We start from the raw sequence: 16902 nt of genomic DNA, 5'->3' as shown, positions 1-16902 counted from the left end.
AGCAGGGGCCTCAGCCTGGCTGACGCGCCAGCGCTCTGACCAGGGAGCCGGTCCAGTCCGGAATCCAGGCCTGGAACTGGCTGTGCCAGCGATCGGCGTCAGCAGGCGCCGTGTCGAGCTTGACCGACCATTCGATGAAGGTGCGGTTGCCTTCGACGACCGGCAGCAGATGCATCGTGCCCTCGTAATGGGTCGGCTGCGGCGCGTCCGAACCGGCATCCGCCAGAAACGGCAGCGGCTCGATGCTGGCATAGGTCAGCGAATGCTGCGTGTCCGAGTGGCCGGCAAGGCGTTGCCTGACCCAGAGCCCGAGATAGCAGAAGCGCCTGACAGCACCGATCTGGTCGCCGCGCTTGTCGTCCTCGATCACGCTTTCGCTGACGCCCTCGATATAGGCGGGGTAATTGTTGAAGTCGCGGATCAGCGACCACACGGTATCGAGCGGATGGTCGAGGACGGTGCTGTAATAGGCTCGGGTCATGGCAGGCTCCGGATGTTGGTCCGCAGTGATGCGGAACGGGCTCTGATCAACCGCACGGCGGCGGGCGCGCCCACCCGATTTCCGATCTCGCGATTGATCGGGGACGAGTGCGGACTCCGCCCTCGCCTGCAACCGGCAGCCGTTGTAAACCAAGGCCATGACCTCGCCGAAGCCCGCCTCTCCCGACATCCACGCCCTCGCCAAGCAGCTCCGCGCCGGCCACCGCGCCGCGCTGGCGCGGGCGATCACGCTGGTCGAGAGCCGGCGCGGCGATCATCAGGCGGCGGCGCGTGAGCTGGTGCAGGCGCTGTTGCCCGACACCGGCAAGGCGGTGCGGGTCGGCATCACCGGCTCGCCCGGCGTCGGCAAGTCGACCACCATCGATGCGCTCGGCATGTTCCTGATCGAGCGCGGTCACAAGGTCGCGGTGCTGGCGGTCGATCCCTCCTCGGCGCGCACCGGCGGCTCGATCCTCGGCGACAAGACGCGGATGGCGCGGCTCGCCGTCTCCGACCAGGCCTTTATCCGCCCCTCGCCGTCCTCGGGCACGCTCGGCGGCGTCGCGGCGAAGACCCGCGAGGCGATGCTGTTGTGCGAGGCCGCAGGCTTCGACGTCGTGCTGGTCGAGACCGTCGGCATCGGGCAGTCCGAGACCGCGGTTTGCGACATGACCGACTTCTTCCTGGCGCTGATGCTGCCGGGCGCCGGCGACGAGCTGCAAGGCATCAAGAAGGGCCTCGTCGAGCTCGCCGACATGATCGCGATCAACAAGGCCGACGGCGACAACCTCAAGCGCGCCAACCTCGCCGCCGCCGATTATCGCAGCGCGCTGCATATCCTCGCGCCGCGCTCCGAACACTGGCATCCGCCGGTCGAGACCTATTCGGCGCTGACCGGCGCCGGGCTCGACCGGCTCTGGCAGAAGATCCTCGACCACCGCACCGCGATGAACGCCTCGGGCGAATTCGAGGCCCGCCGCCGCGAGCAGCAGGTGAAGTGGATGTGGTCGATGCTGGAAGGCCGGATGATGGCGCGGCTGCGCTCGGACGCTGCGATCCGCGCCAGGGTCAAGAAGATGGAGACCGAGGTCGCCGGCGGCCGCATCTCGCCCGCGGTCGCCGCCGAGCAGATCGCGGAGATGCTGCATTGAGCGGCAATCTGCGCATCCTCGTGACCGGCTTCGGGCCGTTCCCGGGTGCGCCGTTCAACCCGACCATGGCGCTCGTGAAGCGGCTGACCGGGTTGCGCCGGCCGGCCTTCGACAGCGTCGTGCTGACGAGCCACATCTTCGACGTCACCTACGCAGCCGTCGATCGCGAATTGCCCGAGCTGATCGCACGACATCGCCCGCAGGCGCTGTTGATGTTCGGCCTCGCCGGCCGCACCTCGCACCTGCGGATCGAAAGCCGCGCCCGCAACGCGGTGACGACGCGCTTCCCCGATGCCGGCCGCCAGCACGCGCGCAAGGGATCGATCGCAGGCGGCGCCGATGCGCAGGTGTTCGGGCCGCACAGCGAAAAGCTGCGGCGCGCCGCGCTGGCCACCGGCATCGATGCACGGATGTCGCGCGATGCCGGCAGCTATCTCTGCAACTATCTGAGCTGGCGCGCGATCGAGGCCGTCGACGACGACAACGAGTTACGCCTCGCACAATTCGTCCATGTTCCGCCGCTCGCCCATGACGGCACGGCCGCATCAGGCAAATCATCCATCACGCTGAAAGCGCTCGTCGATGCCGGCGAAGCCATGCTGCTGGAGCTGGTGAAACTGACGCGGCACGCCGCACGCGCGTGAGCGCGGACAGACCTCGAACAGCTTTTCATCGATCTTGCAACGAACGGCTAACCACACGGCAACGGCTGCCCCGCCAGGCATGGGAAACGTCGATCAACCAGTGATAGCATGCGCCTCGTTGGACCTACCAAGATACAGGGACGCCTACTATAACCGCGCCTACGCTTACCAAGCCAAGGGGGACCTTGAGCGCGCCATCGCCGACTACGATCAGATGACCGCGCTCGATCCGAAGGACAACGACGCCCGCAGCAATCGCGCCAAGGCGTACTGGTCAAAGGGCGATTTCCGTCACGCCATCGCGGACTCCGATCCGGGTCAGGTGTCGTCATGGCTTGCTACTGCTGTCTTTCTAGCGGCCGCGGCATGGCTCTGTCGCCGACTAGGCATGCAGGCGCGCGGACGGTTCTCCGGGCGGACCATGGTCGAGATTTGCGAACAGGAGGTCGCCGAAATGCAGCGCAAGAACGCCGCCCTGGAGAAGATCGCGGTGGCTCTGGAGAAGCGCTCGTTGGGTTAGCTCGGATTCCCGGCACGACGGTCAGGCGCGACATGTTGAGGATATTGGTAACCGGCGCTCGCCCCTTGCGAAGTGCCGGAGTGACAAGACCGTAAGCGCCAACGTGGCTCAAGCTGTTGTTGCCCACTGCTCTCTAAACGCGTGGCAAAATGCGTCCGCATCCCTCGGCGTCACAATGACTTTCCGAAAAATGCCCCGGTCGCGATGAAGGAGAACATACGGCCCGAACGGACGGTTCACGAGATTAATGGTCCAGGTGAAACCTGCCTCCCAAAAAGAGATCTTTTCAAATCTCATGATCTCATCGCGCGGGATCGCCCAAACAACAAATCTTTTGAGGATGACAAATTCGACGGCCGCGGCTCCTAACCTAACCTCGCAGAGGTAATGGGAAAAGAGCTGCAAGCCCCCAAACAAAACCACGCCCATGGGGATCATAGCGAGGAATATGAGCGGTGCCGGGTTCGAGTGGTTCATGGGCTGCGGACAACTGCGCATCCTCGTCGACGCATAGCGGAACCTCCACGCACAACCCGTCGCGCGTGAGGAGCGTGCATGATTTCGGAATATTGGAAGAATATCCCTGAGTTGCCCGACGTGTCAAGTTGCCTCGTCGAACGCCGGCAGCCGCAGCCTACTTTGCATGGGGTTGTTTTCGATATTTTGGCAGCGCACGGCTGCGGCCGGGAATTCCTTCGCCACCACCCGCAGTTGCGAGGCAGGCCACCTCTCGTTAACGACGCGCGCTGACCTGCTGCACCCGAGATTAACCCTACCGCCAACAAACAGCCGGCTGCGTCGGCATGTTCACCAGGCAGCGGCGCATTTCGCGTTACCTAATCGGCAACGAAGGTCACTGCTCGCGCCTTCAGCGAGGGCCATGCCCATGGACGTCAACCGCCGCCATCTGATCGGAGCAACCGTCGCCGGCGCGCTTGCGATGTCGCCGGATGCTGCGCGCGCTGCCGCGCAATCTGCCGGCTCGCTCGGCCGCGACGTTACGCAATATGGCGTCCGTCCCGGCAGCCCCGACGACCAGACCCGCAATCTGCAGCGCGCGATCGATGATGCCGCGCGCGCGCAGGTGCCGCTGGCGTTCCCGCCCGGCACCTATCGCACCGGCCTGTTGCGGCTTGCGCCCGGCAGCCAGCTGATCGGCGTCCGCGGCGCCAGCCGGCTTGTCTTCAACGGCGGCGCCTCGCTGCTGGAAGGCGAAGGCGCCGGCGGCATCGTCCTGATGGGCCTTACCTTCGACGGCGGCAACGTTCCGCTGCCGGCGCGCCGCGGCCTCGTCCATTGCTTGTCCGGCCGCGACATCCGCATCACCGATTGCCAGTTCACCGACAGCGGCGGTTGCGGCATCTGGTTCGAGCAGATGTCGGGCGACGTCAGCAACAACATCTTCACCGGCATCGCGTCGACGGCGCTGGTGTCGTTCGACGCGCTCGGCCTCATCGTCTCGCGCAACACCATCAAGGGCACCAACGACAACGGCATCGAGATCCTGCGCACCGCGATCGGCGACGACGGCTCGATCGTCACCGACAACCGGATCGAGGACATCAAGGCCGGTCCCGGCGGCTCCGGGCAGTACGGCAACGCCATCAACGCCTTCCGCGCCGGCAATGTGATCGTGCGCGGCAACCGCATCAGCAACTGCGACTTCTCGGCGGTGCGCGGCAATTCGGCCTCCAACATCCACATCACCGACAACAGCGTCAGCAATGTCCGCGAGGTCGCGCTCTATTCGGAGTTCGCGTTCGAGGCCGCGGTCATCGCCAACAACACCGTCGACGGCGCCGCGATCGGCGTCTCCGTGTGCAATTTCAACGAAGGCGGCCGCATCGCGGTGGTCCAGGGCAACATCATCCGCAATTTGCTGCCGAAGCGCCCTGTTGGCACCGACCCGAACGACGGCGCCGGCATCGGCATCTATGTCGAGGCCGACAGCGCCGTCACCGGCAATGTGATCGAGAACGCACCGACCTTCGGCATCGTCGCGGGCTGGGGCAAGTATCTGCGCGACGTCGCGATCTCAGGCAATGTCGTGCGCAAGGCGTTCGTCGGCATCGGCGTCTCGGTGGTGCCAGGCGCCGGCACCGCGCTGATCAACAACAACATGATCTCGGAAACCCCGCGCGGCGCGGTGGTCGGGCTCGATCACGCCCGCCCTGTGACCACCGACCTGTCAGTGGGCGGCGCCCAGCAATATGCGCAGCTCGTGGTCGGCGCCAACGCGGTGCGGCGCTAACCTTCGGCCTACAGCGCGTTGCGCAGCAACGGATAGCGCCGCTGGATGGTGTCGAGATCGAGCACCGGCGGCGGCATGACCGGAGGGGGGATCTCCAGCGGCGGCGCGTCGGCCACAACGGGCGGCTGCTCCAGGACCTCGGCCGCCGTTTCCATCGCGGCCGCGACCGCGGTCATCGCCGCCTCCGCCAATGTCGCAGCCTCCGAGCGGCGCTGCTGCGCCGGCGAAAGATCGCGCGGCGGCGGCAGCTTCGACTTGCCGCGTCCGAGCCAGGACAGATCGACCGGCGAATTGTCGAGCGAAGCTTCGCGGGTCAGCAATTCGCGCCAGATGTCGACCGCGGCCCGCGCTTCCCTGACATTCTCGAGAAAGGCCTGCTCGCTGTGATAGCGGCGCCAGCGTCCGGTTTCGAACAGCTCGTTGAGGTGCTCCAGCCTTTGCTCGGCAAGGTTGCACCAGCGTGCAACGATCTCCTGGCCTCTGGCCACGTCGGTCCGATGTGTCATTCAACTTGCCCGCAGGGAAAGAAACGGACGCAGACGCAACCGAACCGAATCAACTGGACGCGACACTGATATTCTGTGGAAAAGGTAAATAAAGTCTAACCAAATTCCTAATCGCGGACGGGCGATGAAGGAAGTCCGCTCGACTACGGAGTTTCTACCCCGAAGCATCGTCACGTCATCGACTTGCATGGTGGCGATGTGCGTCGCTCCCGAACGCTGCGCAGCCGAACGATCCACAGCAAACAGCCGCGGCCGCAGCGCGCATCCCACCGCGATCACGCAGCGCGACCGCGTCCGGCCAGTCCGTCATGCAAGGGTGCCCCCAAAATGAAAGACCCGTCCGGGGGGACAACCGGACGGGTCAAAGCCATATGGGCGCTTGGGGTGGATGGGCGCTCGCGCCTGATACAGCCGGGGAGGGATAAACCGCTCCCACACACATAAGTCGTGAGAGGACGGCGGACGTTCAAATCGCCGGCGATTTTTTTAACCTTTTCGCCGCCCGGTTCCATCGCACCGCTGCGGGCGTCCGGCACCGGAAATCACTGCGCAGCACGGTGATTTGCCGCGGAATCGTCCGCTGCGATCGACGGCGCGGGTTCATTCAACGCGCGGCTCACGGAAGTGTTATTGCCGTCCGCTGCCTTTGCAGGCTGCGGCGGTTCGTCCACAGTGGCCGCGACCGGCGCGCTGGTCGCCGCCGTCACCGCAGCAAGCGCGTCCGCCTCCCCGGCGCCGAACAGATCATCACGTCCGGATGCCCCGAGATCTCGGGCCGTGCCGGTCAGGACCTTGCGCACCTCGGCGGGCTTCAATGCCGGATTGCGCTCCAGCACCAGCGCCGAGATGCCGCTAACGAACGCGGCCGAAAAGGAGGTGCCCGACATCAGCTGATATTTGCCGTCCGGCACCGGCACGAGGAGATCGGCGCCCGGCGCCGCCAACGCGACGTAGCTGCCGCGGTTCGAGGCCGCCATCAGCCGCTCGCCGGCATCGATGCCGCCGACCGCGATCACATCGGGATTGGCGGCCGGATACAGCGGCGGCGACTTCGGGCCGGCATTGCCGGCCGCGGCAACAAGCACGATGTCCCTCGCCGCGGCGGCGGCTACGGCGCGCGCGACAAGTGCGTCCTGCGGTCCGGCAAAGCTCATGTTCACGATCTGCGCGCCGTGCGCCACCGCGTAATCGAGGCTCCTGAGGATCACATAGGACGTACTCTCGGCGCCGCCGGCGGCCGCGCCGAAGGCGCGGATCGCCAAGATCCGCACTTCCGGCGCACTCCCCGTCAGCCTGACGCGCGCCGCGATCACCCCGGCGACGGCGGTGCCGTGGGCATGCGGGCCATCCTTGCTGCCGAGCGCATCGAACGTATCCGCGACCGTGTTGGCCAGTTCCGGATGCGCGGCATCAATGCCGGAGTCGATGACGGCGATGGTGACGTTCATCCCGCGCGCCAGCCGGTGCGCCTCGGGCAGATGCAGCTGCGTCTGGGCGTATTGCGCCGGATCACTGCCGCCCGCCGCCGGCTTCTGGTCCTGCAGCGCGTAACGGTAGTTCGGCTGCACGGAGCGGACGCTGCTGTCGCTGGCGAGGTCGCGGGCCACGGCGTCGGCGGAGCGATTGCCGGCCGTGCGGAACAGGCCGATCGTCGCGCCGAGCAGCGGGATGTTCTGCGAGGCGATCCGCCTCAGACCATGGCGACGCGCCAGCGCGTCGGTCTGGGTCTCGGTCAATGCGCCGTCGATCTCCGCCACGAGCTCGTTCGGCACGGTTCGCGTGGCCGCCACGTCCTGCGCGCGGCTGCTGCCGCCACCGCCGGCCCTTCCCTTCCTCGCAGCGCCCTTGCCGCCACCGTTCACGGAGACCGGCCGGCCGGAGCATTGGCGCGTGCCGTCATCGCAGTCGGCAGAGAAACGGGGGGCGTCATGCACACGGGGCGGCGGCATGCCCGATCGCGGTCCATCGCCGGTCCACGACGTAGCCGGACCGTGGAGCGGCGCGCGGTCAGCCAGCCCGCCACCGGCCCCGCCGATGCCGGGATTGACCCGCGGCCCGATGGAGAGCGGCCTGCCGCCGATCGGTGATCTCACGAAATTCTGGGCGTAGGCCGAGCCGGCAACAGACACCAGCAACAACACGGCGGCAGCAATGGCCGCTCGGTTCGTCGATCTGGTCCGGCCGTTGGCGGTCATGGTGACCTCAACTCGGCGCAGGACCGTCAGCTACCGTTTACGGCGTCTCGACCGCGAGGCTGACGATCTTCTCTTTCTGCAAACGGGCAATCAGCGATGCGACGCCATCCTTGTCCATCGCGCGGAACTGCAATAGGAACATCCCGCCCTTCCCGTCGATGATCGCGCCCTGGTAATTGTCGAGCAGCGACGTGATGTCGGCGACCCTGGCATCCGGCGTGAAGCGCACCAACAGCCGCGTCGGCGCGGCCGCCACGCTGGCGCCGAGGTCGCGGGTGATCGGCGCACTGGGTGCGACGGCCGCGCTCGGTGCGCTGGGGGCGCTGCGTTGTTCGGCGGCATCAAGCGAGGCGGTCTGGAACGAGGCCGGCTCGCTGCGCATCAGCACCGCACCGATCACGCCGGCCTGCAGCAGCACCACGATCGCCCCGAGGCTGGACGACCAGGCCAGCGTCCGCGGCGACAATTTCGAAAAGAACTCCGCGACGGAGCCCGACATGCGCGCACCCGCCGACGGCTTGCGCTCCGGCTCGGCATCGATCGCGGCAAACAGCTTCTGCATGGCACGCGCAGACGGCGCACCGAGGCTCTCGTTGAGGCCGATGGTCTCGGCATATTCCTCGCGGATGACGGCATACTGCCTGGCCAGCTCCGGATCGGAAGCGAGTGCGTCCTCGACGCGGCGCGCGTCACGCGCGTTCAGCGTGCCGGCCGCATGCCAGGGCAGCAGCATCTCGACATCGTCAGGATCTTGACCCTGCACCTTCTTGTTGCTCGCAGCCATCATGGCCAACCTCGCTCGACACCGGCTGCCTTCAGCAACTCGGCAAGTTTCTTGCGCGCATAGAACAGGCGCGTCTTCACGGTGTTCTCCGGAATCCCGACGATCTCTGCGACGTCTTCCACGGATTTCTCGTGATAGTAGACAAGATCGACAATTTCCCGGTGTTCCGCCGATAGTCCCGTCAGGCACTTACGCAGCGTGTCACCCGTGTCCTTCTTCTGCACCACCGTTTCCGGATCGTCGGACGTGTCCTCGATCGCGTTCGCGGCCTCATCGTCCAGTTCGGCGTCCTTCCTTCGCCGCAGCGAAGACAACGCCTTGAACCGGGTAATCGCCAGAAGCCAGGTTGAAACGGCGGATCGTCCCTCGAATTTGCCCGCCTGACGCCACACGTCCAGAAAGACCTCGCTAATGAGGTCCTCCGCCACCTGTTCGTCCCGCACGAGCCGAAGCCCGAAGCGGTACACCCTGACATGATGCCGTCCGTACAGCACCTGCATGGCGAGCCGGTCGCCTTGAGCGATCCGAGCGATCAGAACCTCGTCTGAAGCCGCCTGTGTCGCGCTCAATGGCCGTCTCGCAAAGTTGGTCTGAGGGGGGTGGCGCGTGGTTCGACGCGAGAGGCAAGATTCTTCACATTACGGCAATGTGCGCACCGCATGTGTGATCTATGACACAGTCGACGATCCCAATGAGCAAAAATCGTCGGAGACTCGGTAAGCGGTATCATAATAGTGAAAACTCTCACGGACTCGCACCATCCGGCGCGACCATACCAAGGCTTTGCCGGCAAGCCAGCGCTGTCGCGAAGCGGGCGCCGCCGGAAGCCCCCGTCCCGACCGCTTCCGACCCGCCTCCGTGAACGGATTCCCCTTACGAAACAAGGGTGATGACCGGGTTTCACCGGAGCAGATTCGGTTCCAAAAGATACCAAACCTAAAGGCTTTCCCACTTAGATTTTCGCCGGATTTCAGCAATGGCGAGACCATGGGCAGCGCTGCGTCGTCACTTCCCAGCCCGATCGCGGGTGCATCGGAAAGCGGCCGTCCCAGGCTGACGCGCGAGCGCCTGGCGCGCCGGGCCAGGCAGCGCCGCCAGATCCAATCGATGATCGCCGCCTGCTTCGTGCTCGATGCCGTTGTGCTGCTGATCTATGCGCATGCCGGCACCACGTCGGTCCTGGTGGCGGCGGGCTATGCCCTGACCGGCCTCTCCCTCGTCGCCATCTATGTGCTGCTTTCGGAGCGCGGCTTTCACGAGCGCTTCCGCGACCACTACCTGGTCGCGCCGCAATCGGCCGTCAACATGGTGAACCTGCTGGTGTTCACCTACATCGCGCCGGAAGTCGGCGTGCTGTTCCTCTGCAACCTGTTCGTGGTGTTCGGCTTCGGTGCGCTGCGTACCTCGGCGCGCCAGACTGCGATCGTCTGGACCATCATGGTGCTGGGCCTCGCCGCGCTGTTCCTCGGAACCGACAAGGCGATCGGGATGCCGACCGGCACCAGGATCGACCGCCTCGCCACCATGCTGGTGTTCGCGCTGACGATCGGGCGCTGCATGTGTCTCGGCATCTTCTCGAGCTCGATGCAGCAATCGCTGTATCAGAGCGGGGTGAAGCTGAGGGAGGCTTACCGGCGCATCGAGGAGCTCGCCGAGCTCGACGAGCTGACCGGCACCTCCAATCGCCGCAGCATCATGCGCACGCTCGAGGAGGAGATCGCGCGCTGCGCCCGCAACGGCAGCTCCTGCGCGGTGGCGCTGATCGACCTCGACCATTTCAAGCGCATCAACGACGTCTACGGCCATCCGATCGGCGACGAGGCGCTGCGCACCTTCGCCATCGGCATGTTCGCCAATCTCCGCAGCATCGATCGCTTCGGCCGTTACGGCGGCGAGGAATTCCTGCTGGTGCTGCCCGACCTGTCGCAGGATCAGGCGATGCGCGCGCTCGAGCGGCTGCGCGCGATCATCGCCGGTCTCGACTGGAGTGCATTCTCGCCCGGCATGCAGGTGACGATCTCCGCAGGCGTCACGACGCTCAAGCCGCACGAAAACTCCGACACGTTACTCGCCCGCGCCGACGGCGCGCTTTACGCAGCCAAGGCGAGAGGACGCAACCGCATCGCCAGTGCCTAACAACCTTTTATTTCGCTATTCGGCGCCGGAGAATCCGTCGCCACCGCTCCAGGACAGAGTCATGAGTTCGAAGCCCGAGACCGCCCCCGAAAGTCTGCTCGACGAGCTGCAGACGACGCTCGCACACGGCACCGTCGCACGCCGTGTCGAGACGCTGCGCCGCGTGACCGACCTCTTCATCAACGGATCGGTTAATTATTCGGACCAGCAGATCGTGCTGTTCGACGACGTTTTCCAATGCCTGCTCGAGCACATCGAAAACTCGGCCAAGGCGCTGCTCGCCAACCGCCTCGCCCCGATCGAGACCGCGCCGCCGCAGACCATCCGTACCCTTGCATTCGACGACCTGATCGAGGTCGCAGGCCCCGTGCTGACGCTGTCGCCGCGGCTCGACGACGACACCCTGATCGAAACGGCGCGCAGCAAGAGCCAGGCGCATCTGCTCGCGATCTCCAACCGGAAGACGCTGAGCGGCGCCGTCACCGACGTGCTGGTGCTGCGCGGCAACGACGAGGTGATCCAGAGCGCGGTCAACAATCCCGGCGCGGAATTCACCGAGCGCGGCTTCACCCGGCTGGTCAGCCGCGCCGAGGGCGACGACAATCTGTCGACCTGCGTCGGGCTCCGCCCAAGCATCCCGCGGCATCTCTATCTCAAGCTGGTCGCCAAGGCCTCGGACACGGTCAGGCAGCGGCTCGAGGCTGCCAATCCGCAGCAGGCCAAGGAGATTCCGATCGCGGTGAAGGAGGCGACGCGACGCGCGCGCTCGGCGCCCGCCGCCGTGACGCCGGACACCACGATCGCGCATGCGCTGGTCAAGTCGCTCTACCAGGACGGCCGGCTCGACGAATTCCAGCTCGCAGCCTTCGCCGAGGCCGGCAAGTTCGACGAGACCAATGCCTCGCTTGCCGCGCTCGCCAATGTCTCGGTCAGCATCGCCGAGAACATGATGATCGAAACCCGCGCCGAGGGCGTGATGATCCTGGCCAAGGTCTCGGGCCTGTCATGGTCGACGGTGCGGTCGATCATCAACCTGCGCGACGACATCTCGGGCGGTGAGCCGACCGATTTGCAGGCCTGCAAGGACACCTATGAGCGGCTGCGGCCATCGACCGCGCAGCAGGTGCTCCGCTTCCATCGCATGCAGCAGTCCGCGCCCGCGGCCTAGTATCGTAACGCCCGCGTCCCCATCAGCGCGCCGACGCTTGCGACGATCGCGGTCGCCAGCGTGTACCAGGTGGCAACGAACAGCGGCGAGTCATCGGTGCAGTGCGACGCGTAGACGGTGGCCGCGAGCCCTGCCGAGAGCAGGCCTGCCACCGCGCCCGCGATCGCCGGCCGCGCCGGTGCGCCCTGCCGGAGCCCGTACAGCGCGCCGACCAGCAGCGGCAGCGACATTGCGGGGATCGCGGTCATGCACGCGACCGAGTTCTTGCCGATCAGCCGCGTCATCATCGGCGTACGCTGCGGCATCATCATCTCGCCGCTGATCGCGGCAACGAGGATGCCGGCGGGAATCAGCAGCCACCAGCCGAAGCTGCGCAGCGAGGCTTCCGGTCGCGTCAGATGCAGGCTGACCGCGATCGCCGAGGCGGCGAGCGCCAGCGTCACCGCGAATTTCAGGTCGAAGAACGGATTATGCATCGCCGTCATCACGTCGGGCCGCACGCCGAGCTCGGCGAAGAAGATCAGCAGCGAGACCGGCGCCGCCGCCAGCAGCGCCATCATCAGCGCAAGACCGATCGGACGAGGCCGATAGGCATTGTCGGCGGTCAGGGTTCGAATGAGTTGATCGGTGTCCATGCTCATCGGTCCCGTAATTTCGCAGTCAGGCTCGCAAGCCCACGATGCAGTGCAACCCGCACCGCGCCCTCGGTCATCGCGAATTTCGCAGCGGTGTCCTTGATCGAGGTGCTGTCGACCGCGATCGATTGCAGCACGTCGCGCTGCCGCGCCGGCAACGCCTGCAACTGGGCGGTCACCTCGCCGGGCGAGGCCGTCGGCTCCGGTGTTTCCCCCGGCAGCGTCTCGGCGAAGTCATCGATATTGACGAAGATGCGCCTGCCGCGGCGGCGCAGCGCGTCGATCAGCTTGTTGCGTGCGATCGCGAACAGCCACGGCGCGAACGGCGCGCTCGTGTCCCAGGTCTGTCGCTTCAAATGCACCGCCAACAAGATGTCCTGCACGATGTCCTCGGACTGATCGACCGGTTGTCCCGCGCGCGCCAAGCCACGTCGCGCCGCGGCACGGAGTACCGGCGTGATGGCCTTGAGCAGGCGATGATACGCCGCGTCATCGCCTGAAATGGCCGACCGCATCAGGTCGGTCCATTCATCCTCACGTTCGCGCACGCAGGCTCCTGAATTGCAATTCGGCCGATCTTTCAGTTTGTTACGCGGCACGCCAAGGACATCACGAATTCGTGATGATCATCCTCAGGCAACGCCGCACCGAGGATCAGCCTCAAAGAATCGCTCCGGCGGGTTTGCAGACGGAAGGGCTCATAACACCGATCGGTCCGACACGCATCGGTGCAGCTGCTGCCGACGATCCACTGGGATGATATTGCCCAGCTTTTGCCCTCTGAGGCCCGAAGATTCCCTTTTTTTGCCCCGGTGTAGACACGCAGCGGGGTCTCATTTCGCGTTCGGGACGGGCGAAATGGGGAGATCATCAGAATGAAGATCAAAGCCAGCGGGCGCTTGGCCCTGATGGTTGCGACAGGGCTGACAGGGTTTTTCGTGTGTATCGCCGGACCGTTGCCGGCGCTTGCGGCCGGTTCGGATCCCGCAGAGGCGAAATCCGACAGTGCGACGACCGACAAGTCCGCGGACCAGAGTTCGCGGCATGGCCGGCGCCATGCGCGCCATCAGTCTTCCAAGACGGCTGACAAGACGGCCGACAAATCCGAGAGCAAGAAGACCACGAACGGTGCCGGCAGCGTGACGTCGGCGGGCATGCCCGCCACGGTCGCCAATGCCAATGCGGAGCTGACGTCCGGCGACGGCAATGCGAGCATCGCGCCCGCTAACGTCAATCCGGTGATGGCCGCCTCCGACAAGCCCGGCGACGCGCAACCCGACGGCAGCGTGGTCGCATCCGACCAGCTCAACGACCTCGACCGGGCCCTGCAGCAGGAGCAGCCGGTGGAACAACCGCAGCCGGTTCAACCGCAGACCGCCCAGCAGGAAGCGCCCGCGACGCCACCGCCTGCCGCCGTGCCGGCACCCAAGCCGGCCCCGGTTCTGGCGAGCAGCGACAGTGCGAACTGGGACCAGACCTCGCTGATCGGGAAGATCTTCATCGGCTTCGGCGCCCTGCTCACGGTGGCCTCCGCAGCGCGTATGTTCATGGCCTAGGCGGAGGTCCTCGCGGCTTGCGGCGCGGTGCGCCGCACCGCAGCCCAAAGCCTCGCTTCAGCCACTTGAAGAGCATCCCGCCAGCGGGCACATTGCGCCGCAAATCAGGCACGGGGTTTGCGTCATGGCTACGTTCGAATTCATCATTGTCGAAAGCAAGGGACCGGTCGGCGTCATCACGCTGAATCGGCCCAAAATGCTGAATGCGCTGTCGTTCGGCGTATTCCGCGAGATCGCCGCGGCGGTGGACGATCTCGAGACCGACGACAAGATCGGCTGCATCCTGATCACGGGCAGCGAAAAGGCCTTCGCGGCCGGCGCCGACATCAAGGAGATGCAGCCGAAGGGCTTCATCGACATGTTCAACAGCGACTTCACCGCGATCGGCGGCGACCGCGTTGCCCGTTGCCGCAAGCCGACCATTGCCGCGGTCGCGGGCTATGCGCTCGGCGGCGGCTGCGAGCTTGCGATGATGTGCGACATCATCATCGCCGCCGACAACGCCAAGTTCGGCCAGCCGGAGATTACCCTCGGCACCATCCCGGGCATCGGCGGCACACAGCGGCTGACCCGCGCGATCGGCAAGTCGAAGGCGATGGATCTCTGCCTCACCGGACGCATGATGGATGCGGCGGAAGCCGAACGCTCGGGCCTCGTGTCGCGGATCGTTCCGGCCGACAAGCTGCTGGAAGAAGCGCTCGCCGCGGCCGAGAAGATCGCCTCGATGTCGCGTCCGGCCGCTGCGATGGCCAAGGAAGCCATCAACCGCGCGTTCGAGACGCCGCTCTCTGAAGGCATGAATGTCGAGCGCAACCTGTTTCACTCGACCTTCGCGCTCGAGGATCGCTCCGAGGGCATGGCGGCCTTCATCGAGAAGCGCAAGCCGGTCAACAAGAACCGCTAGTTCACGCGGCTTCGTTGCAACGCCGCGGCCACGAGCGCGCGATAGGCGCGCTCGGCGAAATGCGTCGGCTTGTCGAGACCGAGCCGCGCGAGGCATTCGCGGTCGGCGGCGTCAGGCGGATGCCGCATCCCCTGCCACAGCAGGCCGGCGAGTTGCAGCGGGGTCTGCTGCGCCTGCTGCAAGATCTGCAAGGCCGGAATCAGCCGTTGCTCGACGTCGGTGAAGTCACTGCCGAACGGGAATGACGGCAACAGCCCTGCGTCACGCGCGGGCTTCAGCGCCGTGCTGATGCGCTCGGGATAATTTTCGCGGTGAGCGACCGGGATTTCGTGATTGCGCGGCAGCTTGCCGGCATCCTTGGCCTGCCGCAGCAACTCGCCCTGGAAGCGCGAGTCCGCCACCTGCAACATCGCGGCGATCACATCGGCATCGGACTTCCCCCGGACGTCGGCGACGCCGTATTCAGTGATAAAGACATCTCGCAGGTGCCGTGGAATGGTCTCGTGACCGTAGGACCAGCGGATGTTCGACTGCGTCTGCTTGCCGGACTGATGGGTGGCTTCCAGCGCCAGCACCGAGCGCGCGCCCTCGAGCGCGAATGCCTGCGCCACGAAATTGTACTGGCCGCCGACGCCGCTCACGACCTGGCCGTTCTCGAGCCCGTCGGAGATCGCGGCGCCCAGCAGCGTCGCCATCATCGCGTTGTTGACGAAGCGCGCATCGACGCGGGCGCGGCGCTTGCCGTCCTCGTCGCCGAAGATCTCGTTGGTGAAGGACACCGGCATCATCTGGATTCGTGCCAGCTGCTCGGGCGTCATCTCGCGCAGCGCCCGATAAAAGGATTGCGGACCCAGAAAGAATGCGCCGTGCAGGATCACGCCGCCAATGTCGCGCTTGAGGATGCCGGCGTCGATCAGCCCGAGGAACGCCTCGAACAGCATCTCGCTGACGCCATAGAGGCCCTTCTCGAACGGCCCGGTCTCAGTCGCCGCGAGCTGTGCGCTACCGGGCGCTAGGCGCTGCATGATGCCGTGGAATTGGGCGTTGTCGCGGTGACGCACCACAAGCCCCTGCGCCAGCGCATCGCCGACCTGCCCGATCCCGATCTGCAGCGTGCCGCCGTCACGGACCAATCCCGCGGCATGCAATCCGATCGCATATTTGGTGTCGCTGATCGGCTCCGACGGCGGCGCGAACAGCGGGAAATCGGTGTCGGGACTGTCGAGCACCGCATCGAATTCATCCGCCGGCAGATCGCCGGGCCCCGGCATGAACGGCAGCTCGGAATTGACCTGGCCGATCAGCTTGAATGACGCCCGCCCCTGCGCGCGGGCGCGCAGCACGTCGAGGGTCGTGTCGGTGTTGCAGCTCAAGCTGTAGCGCGGCACGCCGTCGACCACGCGCTTGGCGACGAGTTGGGGCACGACATTCAGTCCGCGCGACAGCAGGTATGACGCTGCGTGAGTATAATTAGCGGAAATGTAGTGCTGCTGGGCGAAGGGCTGATGCAACCATTGCCCGGCGAGGAAGAAGAACTCGATCACCTTGATGTTGGGCGGAAGCGCGCCGCGATGCAGCGCCTCCGCATAGGCGAGATCCGGATAACCGCCGAACAGGCGATCGATCACGGGGCCGATGAAGCGCTGCTCGAGCAGGCTCTTCGGCTTCGGCCTTTCCAGAGTCAGCGCCGAGAACAGCGTCAGATTGATCGAGCGGTCGGCGACCGCCCGCGCGTACAGCGCGTTGACGATGTGGTTGGCCTTGCCGAGGCCGAGCGGCAGCCCCACCACAAGTTCGGTTCCGACGTCACGAACGATGTGCTCCGCGATCGCCTCGGGATCAGAGAAGAATTTCGGCATCTGCGATGAACTCGGGCAGGCAGGGGATGACCGGCATCGCTGAATCGGCGGCCCGGCGGTTTGAACTTATACTTCATATGACAGTTGCGTTCGCCTGTGACGAACCGGCAACA

The 16902-nt window shown here is 65.7% G+C and carries 17 protein-coding genes; 8 read left to right on the top strand and 9 right to left on the bottom strand.

What is annotated here, in order from left to right; translation table 11 throughout:
• Positions 1-10: 10 nt before the first annotated feature.
• Positions 11-481, bottom strand: a complete 471-nt coding sequence (locus JQ573_RS07270) for an SRPBCC family protein (RefSeq protein WP_212311071.1) — start codon at positions 479-481, stop codon at positions 11-13.
• A 157-nt stretch (positions 482-638) separates the two neighbouring features.
• On the opposite strand from JQ573_RS07270, the gene meaB reads away from it, so the two are divergent.
• The 3 genes from meaB to JQ573_RS07255 all read left to right on the top strand — a co-directional run bounded on the left by meaB (position 639) and on the right by JQ573_RS07255 (position 2795).
• Complete coding sequence (gene meaB / locus JQ573_RS07265; protein ID WP_212311072.1) at positions 639-1631, top strand: methylmalonyl Co-A mutase-associated GTPase MeaB; 993 nt, start codon at positions 639-641, stop codon at positions 1629-1631.
• A complete protein-coding gene (locus JQ573_RS07260; protein WP_212311073.1) occupies positions 1628-2275 on the top strand; it encodes a pyroglutamyl-peptidase I in 648 nt (215 codons plus the stop codon). Before meaB ends, JQ573_RS07260 begins: the two co-directional genes overlap by 4 nt.
• A gap of 79 nt (positions 2276-2354) precedes the next feature.
• Positions 2355-2795 carry a tetratricopeptide repeat protein gene (locus JQ573_RS07255; protein ID WP_212311074.1) on the top strand — a complete coding sequence of 147 codons (441 nt, stop codon included), beginning with the start codon at positions 2355-2357 and terminating at the stop codon, positions 2793-2795.
• A 108-nt stretch (positions 2796-2903) separates the two neighbouring features.
• Here the strand turns inward: JQ573_RS07255 and JQ573_RS07250 are convergent, their stop codons facing one another.
• Positions 2904-3224, bottom strand: coding sequence for a hypothetical protein (locus tag JQ573_RS07250; RefSeq protein WP_212408689.1), 321 nt, complete (start codon positions 3222-3224; stop codon positions 2904-2906).
• A 457-nt stretch (positions 3225-3681) separates the two neighbouring features.
• On the opposite strand from JQ573_RS07250, the gene JQ573_RS07245 reads away from it, so the two are divergent.
• Positions 3682-5046 carry a TIGR03808 family TAT-translocated repetitive protein gene (locus JQ573_RS07245; protein WP_212311671.1) on the top strand — a complete coding sequence of 455 codons (1365 nt, stop codon included), beginning with the start codon at positions 3682-3684 and terminating at the stop codon, positions 5044-5046.
• An 8-nt stretch (positions 5047-5054) separates the two neighbouring features.
• Here the strand turns inward: JQ573_RS07245 and JQ573_RS07240 are convergent, their stop codons facing one another.
• The 4 genes from JQ573_RS07240 to JQ573_RS07225 form a co-directional block, all read right to left on the bottom strand.
• The gene (locus JQ573_RS07240; RefSeq protein WP_212311076.1) at positions 5055-5552 is read right to left on the bottom strand and encodes a TIGR03809 family protein; all 498 of its coding nucleotides are present in this window, start codon (positions 5550-5552) and stop codon (positions 5055-5057) included.
• A 542-nt stretch (positions 5553-6094) separates the two neighbouring features.
• Positions 6095-7747 carry a S8 family serine peptidase gene (locus JQ573_RS07235; RefSeq protein WP_212311077.1) on the bottom strand — a complete coding sequence of 551 codons (1653 nt, stop codon included), beginning with the start codon at positions 7745-7747 and terminating at the stop codon, positions 6095-6097.
• Between the two features lie 37 nt (positions 7748-7784).
• Positions 7785-8531, bottom strand: coding sequence for a hypothetical protein (locus tag JQ573_RS07230; protein ID WP_212311672.1), 747 nt, complete (start codon positions 8529-8531; stop codon positions 7785-7787).
• A complete protein-coding gene (locus JQ573_RS07225; protein ID WP_092125157.1) occupies positions 8531-9100 on the bottom strand; it encodes a sigma-70 family RNA polymerase sigma factor in 570 nt (189 codons plus the stop codon). The genes JQ573_RS07230 and JQ573_RS07225 overlap by 1 nt, the downstream gene beginning before the upstream one ends.
• Before the next feature lie 418 nt (positions 9101-9518).
• Here JQ573_RS07225 and JQ573_RS07220 point away from each other — a divergent pair, with 418 nt between their 5' ends.
• On the top strand, positions 9519-10667 hold the full coding sequence (locus JQ573_RS07220; RefSeq protein ID WP_212311078.1) for a GGDEF domain-containing protein: 1149 nt from the start codon (positions 9519-9521) through the stop codon (positions 10665-10667).
• A gap of 61 nt (positions 10668-10728) precedes the next feature.
• The gene (locus tag JQ573_RS07215) at positions 10729-11835 is read left to right on the top strand and encodes a DUF2336 domain-containing protein (RefSeq protein WP_092125155.1); all 1107 of its coding nucleotides are present in this window, start codon (positions 10729-10731) and stop codon (positions 11833-11835) included.
• On the opposite strand, the gene JQ573_RS07210 is transcribed toward JQ573_RS07215, so the two are convergent.
• The gene (locus JQ573_RS07210; protein WP_212311079.1) at positions 11832-12470 is read right to left on the bottom strand and encodes an NrsF family protein; all 639 of its coding nucleotides are present in this window, start codon (positions 12468-12470) and stop codon (positions 11832-11834) included. The two genes, JQ573_RS07215 and JQ573_RS07210, sit on opposite strands and share 4 nt — an antisense overlap.
• 2 nt (positions 12471-12472) lie before the next feature.
• A complete protein-coding gene (locus JQ573_RS07205; protein ID WP_212311080.1) occupies positions 12473-13018 on the bottom strand; it encodes a sigma-70 family RNA polymerase sigma factor in 546 nt (181 codons plus the stop codon).
• A 327-nt stretch (positions 13019-13345) separates the two neighbouring features.
• Between JQ573_RS07205 and JQ573_RS07200 the strand changes: the two genes are divergently transcribed.
• Positions 13346-14026, top strand: coding sequence for a hypothetical protein (locus JQ573_RS07200; protein WP_249131247.1), 681 nt, complete (start codon positions 13346-13348; stop codon positions 14024-14026).
• A 124-nt stretch (positions 14027-14150) separates the two neighbouring features.
• Positions 14151-14930 (top strand): enoyl-CoA hydratase, encoded by a 780-nt coding sequence (locus JQ573_RS07195; RefSeq protein WP_212311081.1) that lies wholly within the window; start codon positions 14151-14153, stop codon positions 14928-14930.
• Here JQ573_RS07195 and JQ573_RS07190 read toward each other — a convergent pair.
• A complete protein-coding gene (locus JQ573_RS07190) occupies positions 14927-16789 on the bottom strand; it encodes an acetyl-CoA hydrolase/transferase C-terminal domain-containing protein (RefSeq protein WP_212311082.1) in 1863 nt (620 codons plus the stop codon). The two genes, JQ573_RS07195 and JQ573_RS07190, sit on opposite strands and share 4 nt — an antisense overlap.
• Between the last annotated feature and the right edge of the window lie 113 nt (positions 16790-16902).

The sequence above is a fragment of the Bradyrhizobium sp. AUGA SZCCT0105 genome, assembly GCF_018129565.1.
Lineage (GTDB): Bacteria > Pseudomonadota > Alphaproteobacteria > Rhizobiales > Xanthobacteraceae > Bradyrhizobium.
Note: the sequence above shows the minus strand (reverse complement) of the source record. Positions and strands in the feature narration are given on the sequence as shown.